This window comes from Microbacterium sp. Leaf161 (assembly GCF_001423645.1).
Classification (GTDB): domain Bacteria; phylum Actinomycetota; class Actinomycetes; order Actinomycetales; family Microbacteriaceae; genus Microbacterium; species Microbacterium forte.
Genome location: NZ_LMOW01000003.1, coordinates 287,460 through 304,776, shown reverse-complemented (window position 1 = coordinate 304,776; position 17,317 = coordinate 287,460). Strand labels below are relative to the sequence as shown.

At 66.5% G+C, this 17,317-nt stretch carries 22 protein-coding genes, 1 tRNA gene and 1 pseudogene; 2 read left to right on the top strand and 22 right to left on the bottom strand.

Annotated features, from left to right (window positions below; all coding sequences use genetic code 11):
* Nucleotides 1-53 precede the first annotated feature (53 nt).
* The 21 genes and pseudogenes from ASF87_RS18165 to ASF87_RS16655 form a co-directional block, all read right to left on the bottom strand.
* Nucleotides 54-371, bottom strand: a pseudogene (locus ASF87_RS18165) (M23 family metallopeptidase); the annotation flags it as partial.
* Between the two features lie 9 nt (nucleotides 372-380).
* Nucleotides 381-1,325 (bottom strand): hypothetical protein, encoded by a 945-nt coding sequence (locus ASF87_RS16750; protein ID WP_056377499.1) that lies wholly within the window; start codon nucleotides 1,323-1,325, stop codon nucleotides 381-383.
* A 2-nt stretch (nucleotides 1,326-1,327) separates the two neighbouring features.
* Nucleotides 1,328-1,843: a hypothetical protein gene (locus tag ASF87_RS16745; protein ID WP_056377497.1), complete on the bottom strand. Its 516-nt coding sequence runs from the start codon at nucleotides 1,841-1,843 to the stop codon at nucleotides 1,328-1,330.
* A gap of 13 nt (nucleotides 1,844-1,856) precedes the next feature.
* Nucleotides 1,857-2,228 (bottom strand): hypothetical protein, encoded by a 372-nt coding sequence (locus tag ASF87_RS16740; protein ID WP_056377495.1) that lies wholly within the window; start codon nucleotides 2,226-2,228, stop codon nucleotides 1,857-1,859.
* A 1-nt stretch (nucleotide 2,229) separates the two neighbouring features.
* On the bottom strand, nucleotides 2,230-3,366 hold the full coding sequence (locus tag ASF87_RS16735) for a hypothetical protein (protein WP_056377492.1): 1,137 nt from the start codon (nucleotides 3,364-3,366) through the stop codon (nucleotides 2,230-2,232).
* On the bottom strand, nucleotides 3,366-3,725 hold the full coding sequence (locus tag ASF87_RS16730; protein ID WP_056377490.1) for a hypothetical protein: 360 nt from the start codon (nucleotides 3,723-3,725) through the stop codon (nucleotides 3,366-3,368). Before ASF87_RS16730 ends, ASF87_RS16735 begins: the two co-directional genes overlap by 1 nt.
* Nucleotides 3,722-4,846 carry a hypothetical protein gene (locus ASF87_RS16725; protein WP_056377488.1) on the bottom strand — a complete coding sequence of 375 codons (1,125 nt, stop codon included), beginning with the start codon at nucleotides 4,844-4,846 and terminating at the stop codon, nucleotides 3,722-3,724. Before ASF87_RS16725 ends, ASF87_RS16730 begins: the two co-directional genes overlap by 4 nt.
* A 2-nt stretch (nucleotides 4,847-4,848) precedes the next feature.
* The gene (locus ASF87_RS16720) at nucleotides 4,849-5,340 is read right to left on the bottom strand and encodes a hypothetical protein (RefSeq protein WP_056377486.1); all 492 of its coding nucleotides are present in this window, start codon (nucleotides 5,338-5,340) and stop codon (nucleotides 4,849-4,851) included.
* A 2-nt stretch (nucleotides 5,341-5,342) separates the two neighbouring features.
* Complete coding sequence (locus ASF87_RS16715; protein WP_056377484.1) at nucleotides 5,343-5,753, bottom strand: hypothetical protein; 411 nt, start codon at nucleotides 5,751-5,753, stop codon at nucleotides 5,343-5,345.
* A gap of 8 nt (nucleotides 5,754-5,761) precedes the next feature.
* Entirely contained in the window at nucleotides 5,762-6,148 is a 387-nt protein-coding gene (locus ASF87_RS16710) for a hypothetical protein (RefSeq protein WP_056377482.1), read from the bottom strand.
* Nucleotides 6,138-6,494, bottom strand: a complete 357-nt coding sequence (locus ASF87_RS16705; protein ID WP_056377480.1) for a hypothetical protein — start codon at nucleotides 6,492-6,494, stop codon at nucleotides 6,138-6,140. Before ASF87_RS16705 ends, ASF87_RS16710 begins: the two co-directional genes overlap by 11 nt.
* 2 nt (nucleotides 6,495-6,496) lie before the next feature.
* Complete coding sequence (locus tag ASF87_RS16700; protein ID WP_056377477.1) at nucleotides 6,497-8,233, bottom strand: hypothetical protein; 1,737 nt, start codon at nucleotides 8,231-8,233, stop codon at nucleotides 6,497-6,499.
* 2 nt (nucleotides 8,234-8,235) lie between these two features.
* Nucleotides 8,236-9,306, bottom strand: a complete 1,071-nt coding sequence (locus ASF87_RS16695) for a hypothetical protein (protein ID WP_056377475.1) — start codon at nucleotides 9,304-9,306, stop codon at nucleotides 8,236-8,238.
* A gap of 22 nt (nucleotides 9,307-9,328) precedes the next feature.
* Entirely contained in the window at nucleotides 9,329-9,547 is a 219-nt protein-coding gene (locus ASF87_RS16690) for a hypothetical protein (RefSeq protein ID WP_157550130.1), read from the bottom strand.
* 8 nt (nucleotides 9,548-9,555) lie between these two features.
* Nucleotides 9,556-11,178: a hypothetical protein gene (locus tag ASF87_RS16685; RefSeq protein ID WP_056377471.1), complete on the bottom strand. Its 1,623-nt coding sequence runs from the start codon at nucleotides 11,176-11,178 to the stop codon at nucleotides 9,556-9,558.
* Nucleotides 11,179-11,260: 82 nt separating this feature from the next.
* The gene (locus tag ASF87_RS16680; RefSeq protein ID WP_056377468.1) at nucleotides 11,261-11,584 is read right to left on the bottom strand and encodes a hypothetical protein; all 324 of its coding nucleotides are present in this window, start codon (nucleotides 11,582-11,584) and stop codon (nucleotides 11,261-11,263) included.
* Between the two features lie 276 nt (nucleotides 11,585-11,860).
* Nucleotides 11,861-13,165: a DNA primase family protein gene (locus tag ASF87_RS16675; RefSeq protein ID WP_056377466.1), complete on the bottom strand. Its 1,305-nt coding sequence runs from the start codon at nucleotides 13,163-13,165 to the stop codon at nucleotides 11,861-11,863.
* The gene (locus ASF87_RS16670) at nucleotides 13,137-13,322 is read right to left on the bottom strand and encodes a hypothetical protein (protein WP_056377464.1); all 186 of its coding nucleotides are present in this window, start codon (nucleotides 13,320-13,322) and stop codon (nucleotides 13,137-13,139) included. Before ASF87_RS16670 ends, ASF87_RS16675 begins: the two co-directional genes overlap by 29 nt.
* Nucleotides 13,315-13,560 (bottom strand): hypothetical protein, encoded by a 246-nt coding sequence (locus ASF87_RS16665; RefSeq protein ID WP_056377462.1) that lies wholly within the window; start codon nucleotides 13,558-13,560, stop codon nucleotides 13,315-13,317. The genes ASF87_RS16670 and ASF87_RS16665 overlap by 8 nt, the downstream gene beginning before the upstream one ends.
* On the bottom strand, nucleotides 13,530-13,754 hold the full coding sequence (locus ASF87_RS16660; protein WP_056377460.1) for a hypothetical protein: 225 nt from the start codon (nucleotides 13,752-13,754) through the stop codon (nucleotides 13,530-13,532). The genes ASF87_RS16665 and ASF87_RS16660 overlap by 31 nt, the downstream gene beginning before the upstream one ends.
* A gap of 33 nt (nucleotides 13,755-13,787) precedes the next feature.
* The gene (locus ASF87_RS16655) at nucleotides 13,788-13,997 is read right to left on the bottom strand and encodes a helix-turn-helix domain-containing protein (protein ID WP_056377458.1); all 210 of its coding nucleotides are present in this window, start codon (nucleotides 13,995-13,997) and stop codon (nucleotides 13,788-13,790) included.
* An 89-nt stretch (nucleotides 13,998-14,086) separates the two neighbouring features.
* On the opposite strand from ASF87_RS16655, the gene ASF87_RS18160 reads away from it, so the two are divergent.
* Nucleotides 14,087-14,380 carry a helix-turn-helix domain-containing protein gene (locus ASF87_RS18160; protein ID WP_157550142.1) on the top strand — a complete coding sequence of 98 codons (294 nt, stop codon included), beginning with the start codon at nucleotides 14,087-14,089 and terminating at the stop codon, nucleotides 14,378-14,380.
* On the opposite strand, the gene ASF87_RS16650 is transcribed toward ASF87_RS18160, so the two are convergent.
* A tRNA-Val gene (locus ASF87_RS16650) sits at nucleotides 14,340-14,412 on the bottom strand. The genes ASF87_RS18160 and ASF87_RS16650 overlap by 41 nt on opposite strands.
* Nucleotides 14,413-14,564: 152 nt before the next feature.
* Between ASF87_RS16650 and aceE the strand changes: the two genes are divergently transcribed.
* Nucleotides 14,565-17,291: a pyruvate dehydrogenase (acetyl-transferring), homodimeric type gene (aceE, locus tag ASF87_RS16645; RefSeq protein ID WP_056377456.1), complete on the top strand. Its 2,727-nt coding sequence runs from the start codon at nucleotides 14,565-14,567 to the stop codon at nucleotides 17,289-17,291.
* Nucleotides 17,292-17,317: the final 26 nt, after the last annotated feature.

Below are 17,317 nucleotides of genomic sequence, written 5' to 3'. Positions count from 1 at the left end.
ACCTGGACGCCGTTGACGACGATCTCCAGATGTAGGTGGACGCCGGAAACGTTGCCGGTTCGACCCATCTGCCCAAGGTCTTCGCCGGCGAGCACGCGCTGCCCGACGCGCACGACCGGAGAGCCCTTGACCATGTGCATAGATCGCGAGAGGAATCCCGCGTGCTGAATCCAGACCTGCGTGCCGCCGCCGGCCCATCCGCCTGGCGTGCCGACGGCAACCACGATGCCATCGGCGATCGCGCGCACGCGGGTGAAGCCGACGAAATCAGTTCCGCGGTGGAACGTTGATGCGCCGGCGACGGGCGCCCGACGAGGGCCATACGGCGATGTGACTGGGGGGCGAGCTGCCGAGCCGTTCGGCCAGAGCATTGGCATCTCTCACCAACCTCTCGCCAGCACGGAAGGCGCGACGAGCACGTTCGCGGCGGCGTAGCCGGTCGCGTTCAGGTGACCGGCGTCGACGAGGAACGTGGGCGGCGTGAATCCTGCGGCGATTCCAGCGGAGTCCTGCGTCGTCTTCGTTGCGCCTACCGAGGCGAATGCAGCGTCGGTGCGAAGCCATGCCGCCCAGTCGAGCCACTGCTGCGGGCAGAGGTCGCGGAGAACGGCGTCGGTAGCGAGACGGGCGGCGGTTCCCTCGGGCGTCTCATCGGACCAGGGCAGCATCGACAGCATGAGGAAGCGCCCGGACGGTGCCCGCCATGCGATCATGGCCTCGTATCGCGCGACGATCTCAGGGATGGTGGCCCGGTAGAGGGTGTCAGCGGTGCTCCTGCCGATGTCGTTTCGCGGCGCGGAGAAGATCTGCAGCTCGTCGCGGTGCTCGACGCCCATCACGAGAGGCGATCCCGTGGCCGGGATCGGCACCGCGTAACCCGACGCCGAGCGAGTGAACGTGTACGTCACGCCACCGTCGCCGGTCGCGAGTGCACCGCCGACGCCACCGAGGATCGCCGGCCGCGAGAGCGACCCGGACGACCTGAGCGGACGGATGCCGCCCGCGATCGTGACGGCGACCGCGCCGGATGTCGGGATGAAGCCACCCGCGACGGTCACGAGGGGCGGCATGCCTCCGAGTCGAGCGGCGATGTCGACGGACTGCTGACCGCCGATACCGTCGACGGCGACGGGACGCCCGAGCATCGTTCCCAGCGCGGCCGCGTAGGGCGCCCAGTTCGCCATGTGGGAGTCGCCGCCGATGTGCGCTCCGCGCGTCGAGGAGGTGGCATAGGAGCGGTCGAGTATCCCGGCCGTGCCCTCGGTAACGACGTAGTTGCCTGCCGGTCGACCGGTGTCGGATGCGGTGAGAACTGCGGTCGGCATGGTCACACCCCAATCGGCTGGCCGTCGACGACGCCGGGAAGTGCTGCGCCCCAGAGGACATCGGTCTTCCAGAGGACGGAGAACTGGTAGGTCACGCCGGGGGTAACGCCGTGCATGACGATGCCGAGCTGGTTGTTGACGACCACGTCGGCACCGGCACCGCCGCTGGTGGTTCCCGATCCGGAGGTGGCGACGGCTCGGCCGGTCGCCATGTAGGGCGGGTTGAACATGCCCTGGTTGGAGCGGGCCTGGTTCTGCAGGACGATACTCGACGGTGCCCCGGCCTTGATGAGGACATCGACGCCATGCAGGGCGACGAAGCCGTTCTCGCGGGCGAGGATGAGTCGCGCGGACGTGATGTAGGTGAGAAGCAGATTCGCGGAGATGTCGCGCGGCCCGGTGTCACCGATGTCGAGGGCGAGTCCGTCGAGGGTGAGGAGCTTGCGGTTCGTCGCCGGGGTCGCGGCAGAGGTGATCTCGGCGCGGGAGATGAGGGTGGTTTCAGGTGTGCTTGCCATGATCGTTGGTCTCCTACCAGGTGAGTGCCGGCGAGGTCGCCGAAGGGACAGGGAATGGGGTCGGGCGGGCGACGAGAGAGCCCGTGTGGTCGGGGAGCAGATAGTGCGTGGCGAGCGAGCCGTTGGGGCCGTCCCACACCCACTTGCCCGATTCGAGGTGCACGCACTTCGCAAGCGCGAGCTTCGTCGCGATCGCGTTCTCGGCACCGGCTTCCATCGCGGCGATGATCGTCGGGTCTGCGGCGAGCTCAGCGATGACCCGCGCGCGGATCGCCGCTGGTAGAGCCTGCGTGGCCTTGTTGAGCAGCTCGGAGAATCCCGCGCCGGGGTCTGCGATGTCGGCCTCTTCATAGACGTAGAAGCCGTCGCCGGTGTAGTAGCCCATGTCAGGCAACCTCTCGTAGAGTGATGGTCATTTCGTCCGCCGCGAGCTGCCATTGCACAGACGCGGCGCGACCGGATTGGGTGCCGGATGCGGTGGTGACATTGACGACTTCGCCCGGTGTGATCCTCGGATCTGTCACGGCCGTAATCGTGAGTGACTTGCCGCGCTTTCGCAGTTGCGCCAGCATCCGCGCCGCGCGGCCGGTGCCGGGAAACGGTGCCTCGTAGCGGATGATCTTCGCCCTCTCAGGGTTGGGCGCGTAGGTCGTCGCAAAGTCGTACTGCGTGACGCCGTTCCATGTGTAGATGAGCATCACCGCGGTCACCCAGCCCTCGTCGCGAGAGACCTTCTGCACGACGTTTCCGACCGTGCGCTCGTCGCCCACCGAGGTCACCGCGCGGACAGTCGAGCGGAGACGATTTGGGGCGAGACGCCATAGCCCGTCTTCATCGCACCAGCACATGAGATCGTGCTTACGAGTGAGCTGTTGCAGCCACTCGAGCGCGGATTGACCCGGAGCCCGGAGCGCCTCATCTCCGATCTGCGCATCTGTCGGCGTGGTAGCCGGCTTCGATGCGAGCCCGCTGGTGAATCCGGCGAGGGCGAGCATGTTCTCGATCTTCGCTGCAAGGTTCGCCCCGGCCCATCGAGTCGCGACGGGAGACATGTGATTCCAGTCCGTGAGGCGGGCCTCACCGGATGCAAGGCTGAGCTGAACGGTGGCGGCTGCCTTGTCGGTCTGGATCTCGCGGAGCATAAGACGGAAGGTGCGTACGTCGTCGTGACGGTTCACACCGTCGTTCTCGTAGTCGTGGTACAGGCTGCGGGTGATCGCGGCGATGGTCTTGCCGGCGAACTGCGCGGTGATGTCGGCGAGGCGCTTGCCGGCGTAGCGGAGACTGAGATCGCGAATGCGGTCGGTGCGGCCGAACGAGCGCGTGAGTGTCACAGTGATCCAGATGTCGCCCGCCTGCGGGTCGAGGTCGGTCACGCGATCATCGAGCGGGCACACGAGCGTGCCGCGGATGTAGGGAATCCACTCCTCGTCCATCGACAGAGAGCCGCTGAGAACGGGTAGCGCGATGGGCGGCGTGCCGTCGATCGTCACACGAGCGAAGAGCTGAGCGAGGCCGCCCATCACACCACCGCCTCGTAGTCGACGCTGACTGTCCAGACGTTGGCGACTGCGCGGCTTTGGGTGACGGTCACGCTACGCACGACAAAGCGACTCGGGAGGTTCGTGCCCGCGGTGCTCGAAATGGTGTATACCGCTGCGGCGGTGAGCTGGTCTTTCGCGGCATGTGCCTTCGCGGATGTGGTGAAGAGGAGTCGGAGCGTCCCGGTCTGGGGCTTCGACGGGCGGAGGGTGTGGACGGGCGGGCCGTCGAGGATCTCGTGGGTGATGCTGCGGCTGACCACCTCGGCGTCGACAGACCCCACCACAGTGATGTCGGGCACAATCGGCGTGCCGCCTGGGTAGGTGATGGAGGTGATCATTCGAACGATGCTCCCGATTCGATCTCGACGCGGCCACGGACGCGGATGGTGCGGCCGTCGTTGCGGAACACCCAGTTGTCGAGGTCGCGCTGTGCAGAGCCGGCGTCGAAGGTCGCAGAGGTGTGCACCGTGTCGGGCACGGCGGCGATGTCGTCATCCAGGCGCTTGATGTCCTCGGTTGCCTGTTGGGTCTGTGCGTTGACGGCAACCTCGGTGTCGTCTGGCAGCCGGTAAATCGCGTTGCCGAGCTCGTCTGTCTCGCCGGTCGCCACTCCGACCGTCATCGCGTATTGGTAGTTCGCGCGCTCGGCGAGCAAGGCTGCGTCAGCACCGCTGATGTAGCCCTCGTTCGTGGATCTGAGTACCGCGTCGAGTTCGGACAGTCGCCCGGTGGTGAGCCATGAGGCCTGACCGTTCGCGTGGACAGCGTCGGTGAGAGAACCGAGCTTGGGGCCACCGGAGGCGAGTGCGTCGATCACGTCGACTTGCTCCCACCCGGAGACGGTGGCGAGATCGAACACCTGCTTGAACTTCTCGGTGTCGCTTGTCCATTCTCCGATGCGGGCTGTGTAGCCGGCTGATTCGAGCGCGCCGGCCACGTCGTAGGCGAGCGAGAATGCGGAGTCACGCGCCTCGGTCGCCGCCTCTTCGACCTTGTTGAAAGAGTCGACCATGACACCGGCGCCGGCCGCGACGGCGATACCGGCAGCAGCACCGAGCGGGCCGAAGTCGGCAAAGGCGTTGGCCGCGACTTCCTGGCCGAGATCTGCGATCGACTCGAACGAGCCGTCGAACGATGCAGCCGTCTCGCGAGCGGACTGCATTGCCTCGTCTTTGAATCCCTTGACACCCTCTTCGGCGTCTTTCATGCCGCGCTTGGCCTTGTCGCCTGCGTCCGTCATCTTCTCGCCGAGATCACGGGACTCGCGCTGCGCGTCTTTGAGCGCATCCTCCAGCTTTTCGATGCTCCGCGATCCGTCGCGGCCGGCGTCGTCCGCGGCGTCGGCGAGGTCTTCGAGAGCTTCCTCCGCCTTCTCGAGCGGCTTGATCACGCCGTCTCGGATGCCCTGGTCAAACTCCTTGGCGTCCGCGGCGATCGCGATCTCGTGTGCACGTGCCACGGCTATTTCCCTTCGAGCTTGTCGAGCATGGTGCGAACTGCGGTCTGAATCCACAGAGACGCGAACCGGACGAGAGATCGACCGGCGGCGGTGTACACGGGCCCGCGGCGGCGGGGCGACGGGAATGCGGAGCCCGCGCGCCGGGTGTAGTCAGTGCCGGTACGTGAGCGGGTTGCGATCTTCTTGTCTGCACCCATGCCGAACTCGGCGGCGGACGCGAGGACGTTCACGGGGGTGCCCGAGCGGAGCGTGCCGACACCACCGGAGCGGAGGAACACGTTGCGTTGGGTGGCACCCACGCGGGCGGAGTCCGCGAGCACTCGTTGCTCGAGTCGGGTGTGCGCGCCCTCTCGGACCTCCGCGAACCAGATCGGCTGTGCGGCGGCCTTGGTCTCCGTCGCGATCCGCTTTTGCACCTCGGCCGGGACCGAGCGCGCCGCGATCAGCATCGTTCGCAGAGGCGAATCGACGCTGAGCGAGATGCGCCCGGCCATGATCAGCCCTGCGCGGCCGGCTCGATGACGGCCGGCTGTCCGACGACGCCGAACGGCTGCGAGACGCTGTGACGTGCGGTGTCGCCACCGAACGTCACGTCCTCCCAGCGGATGTTGCCGGAACGGCCCGCGCCGCCGTCTTGCGGCGTGTATGTGAACGGGATGACGTTCCCGGCCATGTCCGGAGATTTGCGCGACAGAGAGCCGTCTGTGACGTGATCCTGATGGAACGTGATGTTCGCGACCCAGGTCGGCTTCCCGATGATCACCTGCACGTCGCCGGCGATGTCGACAACCTGCTCACGCGGAGTTGTGGGAACGAGGCTGAATGCGGTGACGCCGAACTGCGTGTCACCGTCGAGGATGAGGGTTCCAGACTGACCGATGTAAGCCTTGTTCGTGACGTTGGGCATGATGACTCCTAGATGGTGACGAGGGCGATGGTGCTGATCCGCCAGGCGAGCGGGCCAGAGTCGAGACGGAACTTGGTGGCGGTCGACCACCCGATGTCGCTGCTCTTGTCGAGTTCACGGATGAGGAGCACGACCTCGTCCTCGATCGCCTGCTCGGCTACTACGTCCGCTGTGCGAGGGTCAGCGAGAACGAGGTCTGCGGTTGCAGACACCTGGCCGTGTCCGAGCGCCTCACCGTTGAACGTGGTGTCGAACTTGTTGAACTCGATGTAGACCGCCGGGACGAGCGAGACGTTCGCAGCCATGAGGTCTTTGACGATCTCCCACTCGTCGGGGAGCGCCGCGACGAGGCGATCCCGAAGCTCGGAGCGGAACGCCGGGAGGTCAGAGAACATGAGGCTTCCAGTCGATCGGTCGGATGACGGCTTTGATGGTGTTGTCGAGCGGGTACGGACGGAATGTGAAGCCCTCCGCGCCGGCCTCGCCTTCGCCGGTCGTGCGGCCGGCGTTCCACAGGTTGCGCACCTGCATGAGCTGCGCGAGGACGAACCGAGGCGGTGGCCCCGGCACCGGCTCCTCCGGGGGGATGGGAGCCGGTGCCGGTGCGAATGCGGTCACCTGGTCACGCGCCACTTCGAGCAGCATGCTGAGCAGCTCGACGTTCTGCACGGGAGCGTCAGGCCACGCGCCGCGGATGCGCTGTAGCTGCTCCTCGGGCTCGGCGGTGTACCAGGTGGCCACGATCAAACGTCCGCTTCGCCGATGAGCTTCAGCGCCTCGGGACGCTTCACGAACGTCTGGAGGTAGCCGTGCACGCCCTTGTCGACGCCACCGCGTGCGAGGTCGAGCGCCTCGACTTCGAGGAGTCCGCCGGCGGGGCGGTCGAAGTCGATCGCGTAGGACGCGCCGGCGAGTACGGCCGGGGTGTCCTCGATGCCGATGTCACCGGCGACCACCTGGACGTTGCCGTCGACCGTGCCGTTGCCGGAGGTCGACAGCGCGATGTTGACGAAGGCGGGGAGGTTCTGCTCGCCGCCGGCGGCGTAGATCAGCTCTTCGAACGCCACGTCGTTGACGACGGCGAACGTCGGGGTGTCGCGGCGGCCGTCTGCCTTGCGGCGCTTGACGGCCAGGATGCCCTGGATCAGACGCTTCAGCGCGGTCGGGTAGTTCGCCGGCAGCGTCGGCGAGTTGGGGGCGATGGGTGCGCCGGCCGCGGCGACGGCGTAGGCGAGCGCGAGATCGTCCTGCCAGATGAGGTAGTCCTCCTGGAGGAACTGGAGGAACGCGAGCACGAACTCCATGCCGCCGGGGAGGTCGAAGAACTCGCGGCCGATGTCCTCGGCGATCGCCCACCGGTCGAGCACCGAGGAGTGCGATTCGGTGAAGCCCTGGTAGGACTTGACCGGCTGCTTGTTGCCGGCCCACGTGCCGTCGAGCGGCGCGTTCAGCGGTGCGGCCGCGGTGCCTCGGCGGAGCTTGTAGCCCTTCTTGCCGCCGGCGTAGATCTCGGTGCCGGGGTTGAAGAGGGTGATGTACTCCTGGACGTAGGGCACGCCCTCGGCGATCAGTCCCATCCAGTTGGGCTGGAGCGCTGCACCGGGCAGCGAACCCGCGCCGGTGAGGGTGAGGTCGGAGAGAGCGGCGAGCACCTCGACCGACTCCTGCGATGCGCGGCCCTTGTGGGACTTCACGTCGACGAGCGCGGAGACGATCGTCTCCAGGGTGGGGAGTCGGCCGGCGAGGACAGCAGCGCCGCCGGCAATCATGGTGCCGGGTACGTACCCGGCCTGGACGGTTTCCTGCTCGGCCACAATGGCCTCCTCTTCGGTGTCGATTGAGCCGGTCAGCTCGGTTTCGGTGGATGTGGTGACGGTGGTGGACTCGGTGCCGCCCTCGACCTCGGCGGTGGTGGTCACCGACTCGTAGCTGCGCCTGTACTTGCGCCCCTCCTCGTCGGTGTAGACGTACTCGGACTTGTCGAGTGCGGTGACCTCGCCCTCGCCCTCGACCTCCTCGACCTCCTCGGCATCCTCGGCCAGTTCGGCGAGGACACGGGCAGAGCGGAACGCGCCGGCGGCAAGGATCGCTGCGCCGGCGAGCACACCGTTGCGCGCGACTCGGGCGGCATCGATATCCGTCTTGAACTCTGCGGAGAGCGCGCGCCGGCGCCCGTCAGGGTTGAGGGCATCGGCGAGCACGGCATCACCCTGCGGGGTGCGGCCGATGCTGAACGACGCCATGATCCCCTGAGCGGTCTGCCACAGTCGGGTTGCGCGTCCGACCGGCTGATAGCGGTCGTGGTCGACGTTGAGCGTCACCACATCGGGATCGGCCGGCAGTGCGATCGAACCGGCCTCGACGGTGAAGCGGCCGGCGTTCGTCTGGCCGACCTCGTTGAACGGGACGAGCAGACCGGTGAGGGTACGCTCGTCCAGGCTGGCGAGTACCTCGCCGCCCTGAATGGTGATGTCGTGCATGGTCAGTCCTCGCTTGTCATCTGGTCGAGAGGTGTGGGAACGGTCAGGAATGCGGACGTGTCGATGCGAATCGAGAGCCCTTCGGCGCACACGTCGTCGAGCGAGAGCCGCGCCGAGATCGCGGATGCGTACTTCGAGATGCCGAAGTCCCACACCTCGTTGCGCTGCGCGCCGTTCTGCACGCCGGTGTAGCGCATCTCAGTGCCACCGCCCGATCCGCCCTGACGGACGCCTTCGAGCATCGAGGCGGGGAGGCCGGCGTGGTTCGCGAGGTCGAGCCGGTTGCCGTTGCGGCCGGACTCGAACAGGTCGGTGGGGAGCTGTCCGGTGGTGTCGACCTCGACCCAGCTCGGCTTCATCCCGGTCGCGCCGCCCTTGGAACTGCGCGCCACCATGAAGAACTGACGGAACTCCTCGCGCTCTTCCTTCGACCACTGATCCCACCGCTCAGCCGCGACGGTCAGCATGGTCAGCGCGATGGGGTTCTCGATGCGATCGCGGTACGCGGCGCGGATCGTGGCCGCGTCTTTCATGTCCTCGCCCGCGTCGACGAGCATGCCGTTCGATCCGTAGCCGAGACGGATGGGGACGACGAGCGAGCGATAGCGGGCGTCGATCTTGGTGGAGACTTCGAGCTGCCCATCCTTGATCGACCACAGGCCGGCGGGGATGTGCAGCGCGTCGGTGATCTCGGTGCCGGTACGGGCGAAGCCGATGACAGCCCAGCCGCCCATGAAGAGATCCGAGGCAACAGCCCAGCGGAGATCGCGCGGCGGGATGCCGGTGGCGGTGTTGGTGAGCCACTTCGGCTGCTCGTCCGTGCGCCCGTTCTCGTCAGCTTGGAACCACGGCATGTCGGCGAGAACGCCACAGATCAGGTCGTGAGCTCGCTTCACTGCGGGGATGCGGAGCGCGTTGTCGCGAGTGAGTGGTGCCGGCGAGTTGGCGAGATCACCGAGCGCGTCGGCCACGAACAGAGACTGGATGCTGTCCTGCGGTGAGTACCAGGACAGCAGCCCGCTCGTGGCGAGCGAGGCCGCCGGGCCGAAGATCAGATCACGAAAGAATCCCACGCCTCAGAGCGTGGAGCCGACCTTACACATTCGACGCGCGCGCGGCGTGTCGCGCCGCGTACATCTTCGCCGCGTTGCGCGCTCGGTAGTCGCCGGGGTGCACGAGCCTCTCGTGCTCCCCCGCACTCTCGTGGGCCGCCGGCATCGTCTGCCGATACCCATGCCAGTGCGGGCATGAAGCGCACTCGATGCGCACACCGGTCGGGCTCTTCTCCAGCCGGATCATACGGGGACGGGTCATGGCTGCTCCTAGAACTGGAATACGTCGGCGGGCTTGACGGTGGCGGGCGCGTCGGCGAGGAACCGGAGCGCGAGCGCTGCGGCCTCGATCGGCGTCACATCCGCCTCGGGGTCGCTCTTCGGAGCGCCGAACCGGAACGTGCCGTAGTTGCCGAACGCCTGTCGCGTGGCGATCCGGGCGGCGCGCTCCAGCTCGGGGTGATGGAACATGACGACGGTTCCCTCCTCGAGCGCACGGAGTAGCCCGACAGTCGACCCCGGAATGTCGGCCGGCGTCGTCGGCTTCATCGGCGGAGCGGGGACAGCCTGAGCGAGTTTCTTCTCGGCGATCTCCTCGGTAAACCCGCGCTTGTCGTAGTGCAGGGTCTTACCGGGGTGCCGGCGCATGCGGAGCAGCACCTCGGTATCAAACCCCGGCAACCCTTGCTGCCAGTGCCACAGAGCGATCGCGCGCTTGCGCGGCGCGGCATCCGCACCGTCGAGCTTCTGCGCGGCGGTCACGAGATCGCCAACCGGCTCGTAGTCCCAGGCCACCGCGAGGGAGCCGTGGGTGCCGAGGTGGTGCACCTTCATCACCGCCGAGAAACGTTCAGGTACACCGGGGAACGGCTCGTGGGTGAGTGCCCGCTGGAGCTGCGCCGGTGGGATCAGCACGTCGGCCGCCCCCTCCAATCCGAACTGGCCCCCGTACTCGATCAGGAAGTCATCGAGAGGCACGCGGTCGAACGATCGCTTGGGTGCGTCGAGCAGCGTCGTGAAGCCGAGGCCCGCGTGAGTGCGCTCGATCCAGTACCGCATCCGGCCACCAGTCGCCCCGGTCTTGGGGTGCGGGAGATCCGGCTCCCAAGACGCGAGCTCGATACGGTCGACTGTCTCGGGGATACCGTGCCAGAGCACCGAGGCGTCGGCGTCGTGGAGGTTGTCCCAGAGCAGTTGGTTGCTGCGGTACTTCGCACCGGTGCCGGCGAGCACGAACTGTGCGTTCGGCTTGGTGTCCATCGTCGGGATCACCGCTCGCACCACGTCCGCGCCCTGCTCCACGTCTGCCTCACCGGCCTCGTCTCCGAACGCCATGTCGAACCCGCCTGATCGGAACATGTCACCGTTCGGAGCACCCACCTGTAGCAGCGAGCCCGTGTGCTTGAAGGTCAGGGACTCGTGCCCCTTCGACAACCCGATGTCGATCGGCCGCGTCTTGGCATCCGGCCAGAGCTTGACCAGGTGCTTCGCGATGTCCTCGCGGAACCGGTCGCCGGCCTTCTGCCCGGTGGTGAACATCGTCCACCCGGCCACGTAGTCCTCGCGCGACCAGCAGCGCCCGAGCATCACGCACTGCACCGCGGTGGTCTTGGTGGTGCGGCGGGCCTCGTCGATGACGTTCATAAATCGGCCGGCGGCGAGCAGATCGGCGACCATGAGTTGCATGGGCGACGGGCCCTTGCCCCCGTCGCCGGCGCGCACCCGCTCGTCGAGGCGGAGCAGCCGCGCCCCCTGGATGAACTCGCCCCGCGACTGCTCGGTGGTGACGAGCGTGTAGGGAACTATCGGCTCGAGGTGCTCGATTCGCGAGCGCCATTCGAGCCAGTTCCCCTCGTCCCACAGATCGGCGAGAGTCGGCGTCGCTTTGGTCATGAGATTCTCCAGTTCAGGGGGAAAAAGTGCTCTTGGAGCCGAAGGCGGGGGTGCGAGCGATGTGCAAAAAAAGACGCCGCGCTCACCACGGTGCGAGTCCGGTCGATGATGCGCGCCGCACTGTCGGCTGACGTGGTGCACCACCCGAGCGTCGAGCGTTGGTCAGAGCTGCGCCTCGGCGTCCACCCTCGGAGCGGTTGCTCCTCACTGTCTCGGGTGCCAGGTTCGAGATGCCGTGCCCACCGTTCGGATCGATGTGGCCCACGTCGAACTTCTGCCCCGGCTCGATGGGTGCACCCGTGCGCCAGCATCGAACCTCGGTGCCGTGCTTCCAGTCGCGCCGCACTCGGGCACGCACGATGCCGGCGTTGCGGATGTACTCGGGGTCGCGGTGCTTGTCGGTCACGGTGGTGCTCCTCGGTCACGGTGGTCAGGGTGGTCAGGGCAGTGGCCCCACTTCTCTCTCTTCTTTTCTTTACGCGAGAGAAAGTAAGAGAAGGGTTGACCGGGTTGACCAGCCCGCTCCCCCCTTGGTATCGAGGGCTGACCACCGCCCTGACCGCACCTTGACCACGGGGCTGACCACCCTGATATTCAGGGCGAAGCTCGTTATGACGAGGGGCGCGGGGAGCGTCGGGCAGCCCGTCGCCGGCGGCCGCGCGCACCCGAGCCCTGTCCACGGTCACGCCCTGTCCGGGGTCAGCATGACGCTGATGCCCTGATAGCGGACGATGCGGGACAGGCCCTCGCGAGGGCGGGTGCGGGTGACGCCGAGCTGCTTCAAGCGCTGCCCGAGAGGGCCAGAGGCGAGGGCCGTGTAGCCGTTGCGCCGGCACCATGACTGGTAGGCGCGGTAGACATCGGCAGACGGGCTGGATTCGTTCTCGCCGCGGCTCACCGCCTCGTCCTCGTCGAGCCAGGTGAGGAACGGGTCGGCCTCGTCGTGCATGCGCGTGGTGGCCTCGCGAGCGGCGTCGGGAGCAGCGAACCGCCCGCGCGTCATAAGTCGGCGTAGACCTTCCATCGCCTCGTTGAAGATGCCCGGGATCTCGTCGTGGAGGATCGACTCGTCGAAGACGGGCGCGCCCTCGGTTTCGTTCTCGACCTTGTTCGGGAACTCGATCACCATCCAGCGCCGGCGCCACCCATACGAGTTGTCCGAGGTGCGGAAGAACTCGTTAGCGGCGAAGATCGGCACGGCGTAGGGCACGAACTCGAAAGCCTGGCCGTGCTTGCGCGAGGCGCTGATCGAGTCGCCACCCGTGATCTCTTTGAGGATCTGAGGATCGGACAGGAACTTGCTCGAGAGATCGCCCGAGATGTTCGCGGTCTTGCCGTAGAGGTTGGACGATGCGAATCGATCCTCGACAAGCTGATGCAGCGACACCGAGGAGTAGTTGACCTTGCCGAGCATCGCGCGGAGGAGCCGCAGGAACGTGCCCTTGCCGTCACCACCTCCACCGAAGAGCATGATGATCTTCTGGAGCGGGTTGCCGGTCATGAGGAGGTAGCCGAGCACCTCCCACACGTGGCGGAGCATCTCCTCATCGTCGCCGAACACGACGTGCAGCCACGCCCGGAACTCGTGAGGGAGCGCGATCGGGTCGTGCGTGATCGGCAGTTTGGTGAGCGCGCCGAGCATCTCGTTGTGAGGGGTCAGGCGATCCTCGCGCCACCAGTAGACGCCGTTCTCCAGCACGATGTGCTCCAGATAGCCGCGTGGCAGTTCGGGGAGGCCGACCTCGGGCAGCTCGATATTGAGGAGGTGTGCGGCCGCCTGTGACTCGACGTTCTTCGTGTAGCTCGCGCCGAGGGCCTTGGCACACCGGCGAGTGACCACGTTGGAGTCGCGGACATAGACGCCATCGCGGTACTCGTAGAGGTCGCCCGCGAAATCGCGCCCGAGCTTTGTGGGCTCGTGCGCGATGTAGTCCGCGAGCAACGTCGCGTCGAAACGCTCAGTCGTCGGATTGGTGAAGCTCGGCAACCGGGATCACCTCCTCGGCGATCCGGGCGAAGCAGCGAGCGCACCGCACGAGATGAACCTGGACTAGCCGCCCGTCACGCCACTCGACGAGCCACCACACGAGATAGAGGGCGACGGCAAGGGGAATGCCGATCATCGGGTCGATGTGGTCATGCATCGGCGGCACCTTCCGTGAGGTCGAGCGCGATCGATCCGAGCAGCCGGCGCGCGTCTTGCAGTTGGATCTGCACGGCCTCGTGGTCAATCCCCGCGGTGTTGGGCTTCTCGGGCAGGTACCCGAGGTAGAACTCCGCCATGCGGATGTTCTCTAGGCACGCGGTCACGTCGCTCCAGAGCGACACCGTGCGATGGGAGGGGCGGGCGTTCACCTCGTTGTTCTCACGCTGTCCGGCCATAGCCATGCTCCGTTCTCGTCCAGCCCTTTGCTCGCGCGGTGATACATCTCCGCGCGCTCCTCGGGCGTGTAGTTCGCCTTCATGTACCAGTAGTCGCGGTCGACCGTGACCGCGTGAAGCTCGTTCGTCAGCCGCTCGATCTCCGACCGCATGAACAGGAAGCTCTCGTGCGAGATCGGCGGCCGTGCCGTCACAGCATGGAAAGTCCGATGCGTGCTCACGGCCGGTCACGCTGCATCCCAGGGCGCACCCGCGAGGATCGCCTCGATGTCGGCCTCGGCGTAGCGGCGCTGAGTGCCGCCCGGTCGAATGGCCCGAACCTCGCCACGATCGGCAAGCCGTGCAACGGTCTTGGTCGTCACACCGAGGGCGGTCGCCGCCTCTGCCGGTGTGATCCAGATGATCTGCTCTGAATCCGGAAGCTGACTTTTTGGCATGTTTCGGACAGTACCAGACAAATTGGCAGTAACGGGAATTTCAGGAAACACCCAGGCAATATGTCCGCTATGTCCGCTAGCATGCCGATATGAGCACAGTGAGCCCGATCCGGACGAGTGAGCCGGTCGATGTCGTAGTCGGTCGCCGTATCCACACTCTGATGTGGGAGCAGCGCGTGAAGAACAAGGATCTTGCCGAGCTGCTCGGCATCGAGGCGACGGGCGTAGGCAAGAAGCTGCGCGCCGAACAGCGCTTCAGCATCGAGCAGCTAGTCGCGGTCGCCGCACGCCTGAACACGACGGTGGGCTACCTCGTGGGAGAGGTCAGCGCACCGAATCCGGTGGGCCCTGCCGGGATCGAACCGACGACATCCACGGTGTAAACGTGGCGCTCTACCAGCTGAGCTAAAGGCCCTGGTGCGTCCAGTCTACAGATGACCCGATGCGCACCGATGTCGTGGAAGGGGGATAGGCTGAGGGCGGCACGCGTTGTGTACAACCGACAAGGTTGCCCGCGTCGCTTCCCGTTTCAATGGCATGACCTGCCAGCTTGACGAAAGGCTCCCCGTGACTGTGCACGACCAGGATCCGTATTCCCAGGGCCCCCTCGACAGCGATCCGGAGGAGACGGGCGAGTGGCAGCAGTCGCTCGACGAGCTCGTCGACGCGAAGGGCCACGGCCGTGGCCGCGAGATCATGCTCAGCCTGCTCAAGCGCTCGAAGGAGCTGCACCTGGGTGTGCCGATGGTCCCGACGACGGATTACATCAACACGATCGCTCCCGAGAACGAGCCCGAGTTCCCGGGTGACGAAGAGGTCGAGCGTCGCTACCGCGCGTGGATCCGCTGGAACGCGGCCATCACGGTGCACCGCGCACAGCGCCCCGGCATCGGTGTCGGCGGCCACATCTCGACCTACGCGTCGTCGGCCGCCCTCTACGAGGTGGGCTTCAACCACTTCTTCAAGGGTCTCGACAACCCGGGCGGCGGAGACCAGATCTTCGTCCAGGGCCACGCCTCCCCCGGCACGTACGCCCGCTCGTTCCTCGAAGGCCGCCTGAGCGAAGACCAGCTCGACGGATTCCGCCAGGAGAAGTCGCACGCGCCGTACGGCATCCCCTCGTACCCGCACCCGCGTCTGATGCCGGAGTACTGGCAGTTCCCGACCGTCTCGATGGGTCTCGGTCCGATCAACGCCATCTACCAGGCGATGTCGAACAAGTACCTCGAGAACCGCGGCATCAAGGACACCTCCGAGTCTCACGTCTGGGCCTTCCTCGGCGACGGCGAGATGGACGAGGTCGAGAGCCGCGGTCAGCTGCAGGTCGCAGCCAACGAGGGCCTCGACAACCTCACCTTCGTCGTCAACTGCAACCTGCAGCGTCTCGACGGCCCTGTGCGCGGCAACGGCAAGATCGTCCAGGAGCTCGAGTCGTTCTTCCGCGGCGCCGGCTGGAACGTCATCAAGGTCGTCTGGGGCCGCGAGTGGGACGACCTGCTCGCCCGCGACACCGAGGGTGCTCTGCTCAACCTGATGAACGTCACCCCCGATGGTGACTACCAGACGTACAAGGCCGAGTCCGGCGCATACGTCCGCGAGCACTTCTTCGGCCGTGACGAGCGCGCCGCTGCCCTGGTCAAGGACTACTCCGACGACCAGATCTGGAACCTCAAGCGCGGTGGACACGACTACCGCAAGGTCTACGCCGCATTCAAGGCCGCGACCGAGCACAAGGGCAAGCCCACCGTCATCCTCGCCAAGACCGTCAAGGGCTACGGCCTGGGTCCGCACTTCGAGGGCCGCAACGCGACCCACCAGATGAAGAAGATGACGCTGGACAACCTCAAGACGTTCCGCGACGCGATGCACATCCCGATCACGGATGCGCAGCTCGAGGAGAACCCGTACCTGCCCCCGTACTACAACCCGGGCCCCCAGGACGAGACGATCCAGTACATGCTCGAGCGTCGCAGCGCACTCGGCGGCTTCCTGCCGGAGCGTCGCTCGACGCACGTCGGCCTGGCGCTCCCCGACGACACGGCGTACGCCCTGCCGAAGAAGGGCTCCGGCACGCAGGAGATCGCCACGACCATGGCGTTCGTCCGTCTGCTGAAGGACTTGCTGCGCTCGAAGGACTTCGGCCACCGCATCGTGCCGATCATCCCCGACGAGGCTCGCACCTTCGGAATGGACGCGTACTTCCCGTCGGCGAAGATCTACAACCCGAACGGCCAGCACTACACCTCGGTCGACCGTGAGCTCCTCCTCGCCTACAAGGAGAGCCCGCAGGGTCAGATCGTCCACGTCGGCATCAACGAGGCCGGCGCACTCGCGGCGTTCACCGCGGCCGGCACCTCGTATGCCACGCACGGCGAGCCGCTGATCCCGATCTACCTCTTCTACTCGATGTTCGGATTCCAGCGCACGGGTGACGCTCAGTGGGCCGCCGGCGACCAGATGGCCCGCGGGTTCATCATGGGCGCCACGGCCGGACGCACCACCCTCACGGGTGAGGGCCTGCAGCACGCCGACGGCCACTCGCACCTGCTCGCCGCCACCAACCCCGCGACGGTCTCGTACGACCCGGCCTACGGCTACGAGATCGCGCACATCATGCGCTCCGGTCTCGAGCGCATGTACGGCGGAAACCACGAAGACCCGAACGTCATGTACTACATCACGCTCTACAACGAGCCGATGGTCATGCCCGCCGAGCCGGAGAACGTGGACGTCGACGGCATCGTGCGCGGCATCCACCGCGTGTCGATCGGCGAGGGCGAAGGCCCCCGCGCCCAGCTCTTCGCATCGGGCGTCGGACTCCCCTGGGCCCTCGAGGCGCAGGCGCTGCTCAAGAACGACTGGGGCGTGATCGCGGATGTCTGGTCGGTCACCTCGTGGACCGAACTGCGCCGCGACGGCCTCGCTGCCGACGAGCACAACTTCCTGCACCCCGAAGAAGAGCCCCGCACCGCGTACCTCACGCAGAAGCTGCAGGGTGCCGAGGGTCCGGTCGTCGCCGTGAGCGACTTCATGCACGCCGTGCAGGATCAGATCCGTCCGTGGGTCCCGCAGCGTTTCGCGACGCTGGGCGCCGACGGCTTCGGCTTCTCCGACACGCGTGCAGCCGCTCGTCGTTTCTTCAAGATCGACGGTCCGTCGATCGTCGTCCGCACGCTGCAGTCTCTCGCCGAAGACGGGGTCGTCGACCGTTCTCTCGCCGCGCAGGCCATCCAGAAGTACAGCCTGCACGACGTGAACGCCGGCACCAGCGGCAACGCGGGCGGCGAAAGCTGAGTCGTCGGTGACGGGTTCCTCTTCGC

Excerpts from the sequence above, each read along its gene's own strand:
- ASF87_RS16750 (WP_056377499.1), bottom strand. The coding sequence starts at position 1,325 with ATGCCGACCGCAGTTCTCACCGCATCCGACACCGGTCGACCGGCAGGC.
- ASF87_RS16745 (WP_056377497.1), bottom strand. The coding sequence starts at position 1,843 with ATGGCAAGCACACCTGAAACCACCCTCATCTCCCGCGCCGAGATCACC.
- ASF87_RS16740 (WP_056377495.1), bottom strand. The coding sequence starts at position 2,228 with ATGGGCTACTACACCGGCGACGGCTTCTACGTCTATGAAGAGGCCGAC.
- ASF87_RS16735 (WP_056377492.1), bottom strand. The coding sequence starts at position 3,366 with ATGGGCGGCCTCGCTCAGCTCTTCGCTCGTGTGACGATCGACGGCACG.
- ASF87_RS16730 (WP_056377490.1), bottom strand. The coding sequence starts at position 3,725 with ATGATCACCTCCATCACCTACCCAGGCGGCACGCCGATTGTGCCCGAC.
- ASF87_RS16720 (WP_056377486.1), bottom strand. The coding sequence starts at position 5,340 with ATGGCCGGGCGCATCTCGCTCAGCGTCGATTCGCCTCTGCGAACGATG.
- ASF87_RS16715 (WP_056377484.1), bottom strand. The coding sequence starts at position 5,753 with ATGCCCAACGTCACGAACAAGGCTTACATCGGTCAGTCTGGAACCCTC.
- ASF87_RS16710 (WP_056377482.1), bottom strand. The coding sequence starts at position 6,148 with ATGTTCTCTGACCTCCCGGCGTTCCGCTCCGAGCTTCGGGATCGCCTC.
- ASF87_RS16700 (WP_056377477.1), bottom strand. The coding sequence starts at position 8,233 with ATGCACGACATCACCATTCAGGGCGGCGAGGTACTCGCCAGCCTGGAC.
- ASF87_RS16690 (WP_157550130.1), bottom strand. The coding sequence starts at position 9,547 with ATGACCCGTCCCCGTATGATCCGGCTGGAGAAGAGCCCGACCGGTGTG.
- ASF87_RS16685 (WP_056377471.1), bottom strand. The coding sequence starts at position 11,178 with ATGACCAAAGCGACGCCGACTCTCGCCGATCTGTGGGACGAGGGGAAC.
- ASF87_RS16670 (WP_056377464.1), bottom strand. The coding sequence starts at position 13,322 with ATGCATGACCACATCGACCCGATGATCGGCATTCCCCTTGCCGTCGCC.
- ASF87_RS16665 (WP_056377462.1), bottom strand. The coding sequence starts at position 13,560 with ATGGCCGGACAGCGTGAGAACAACGAGGTGAACGCCCGCCCCTCCCAT.
- ASF87_RS16655 (WP_056377458.1), bottom strand. The coding sequence starts at position 13,997 with ATGCCAAAAAGTCAGCTTCCGGATTCAGAGCAGATCATCTGGATCACA.
- ASF87_RS18160 (WP_157550142.1), top strand. The coding sequence starts at position 14,087 with ATGAGCACAGTGAGCCCGATCCGGACGAGTGAGCCGGTCGATGTCGTA.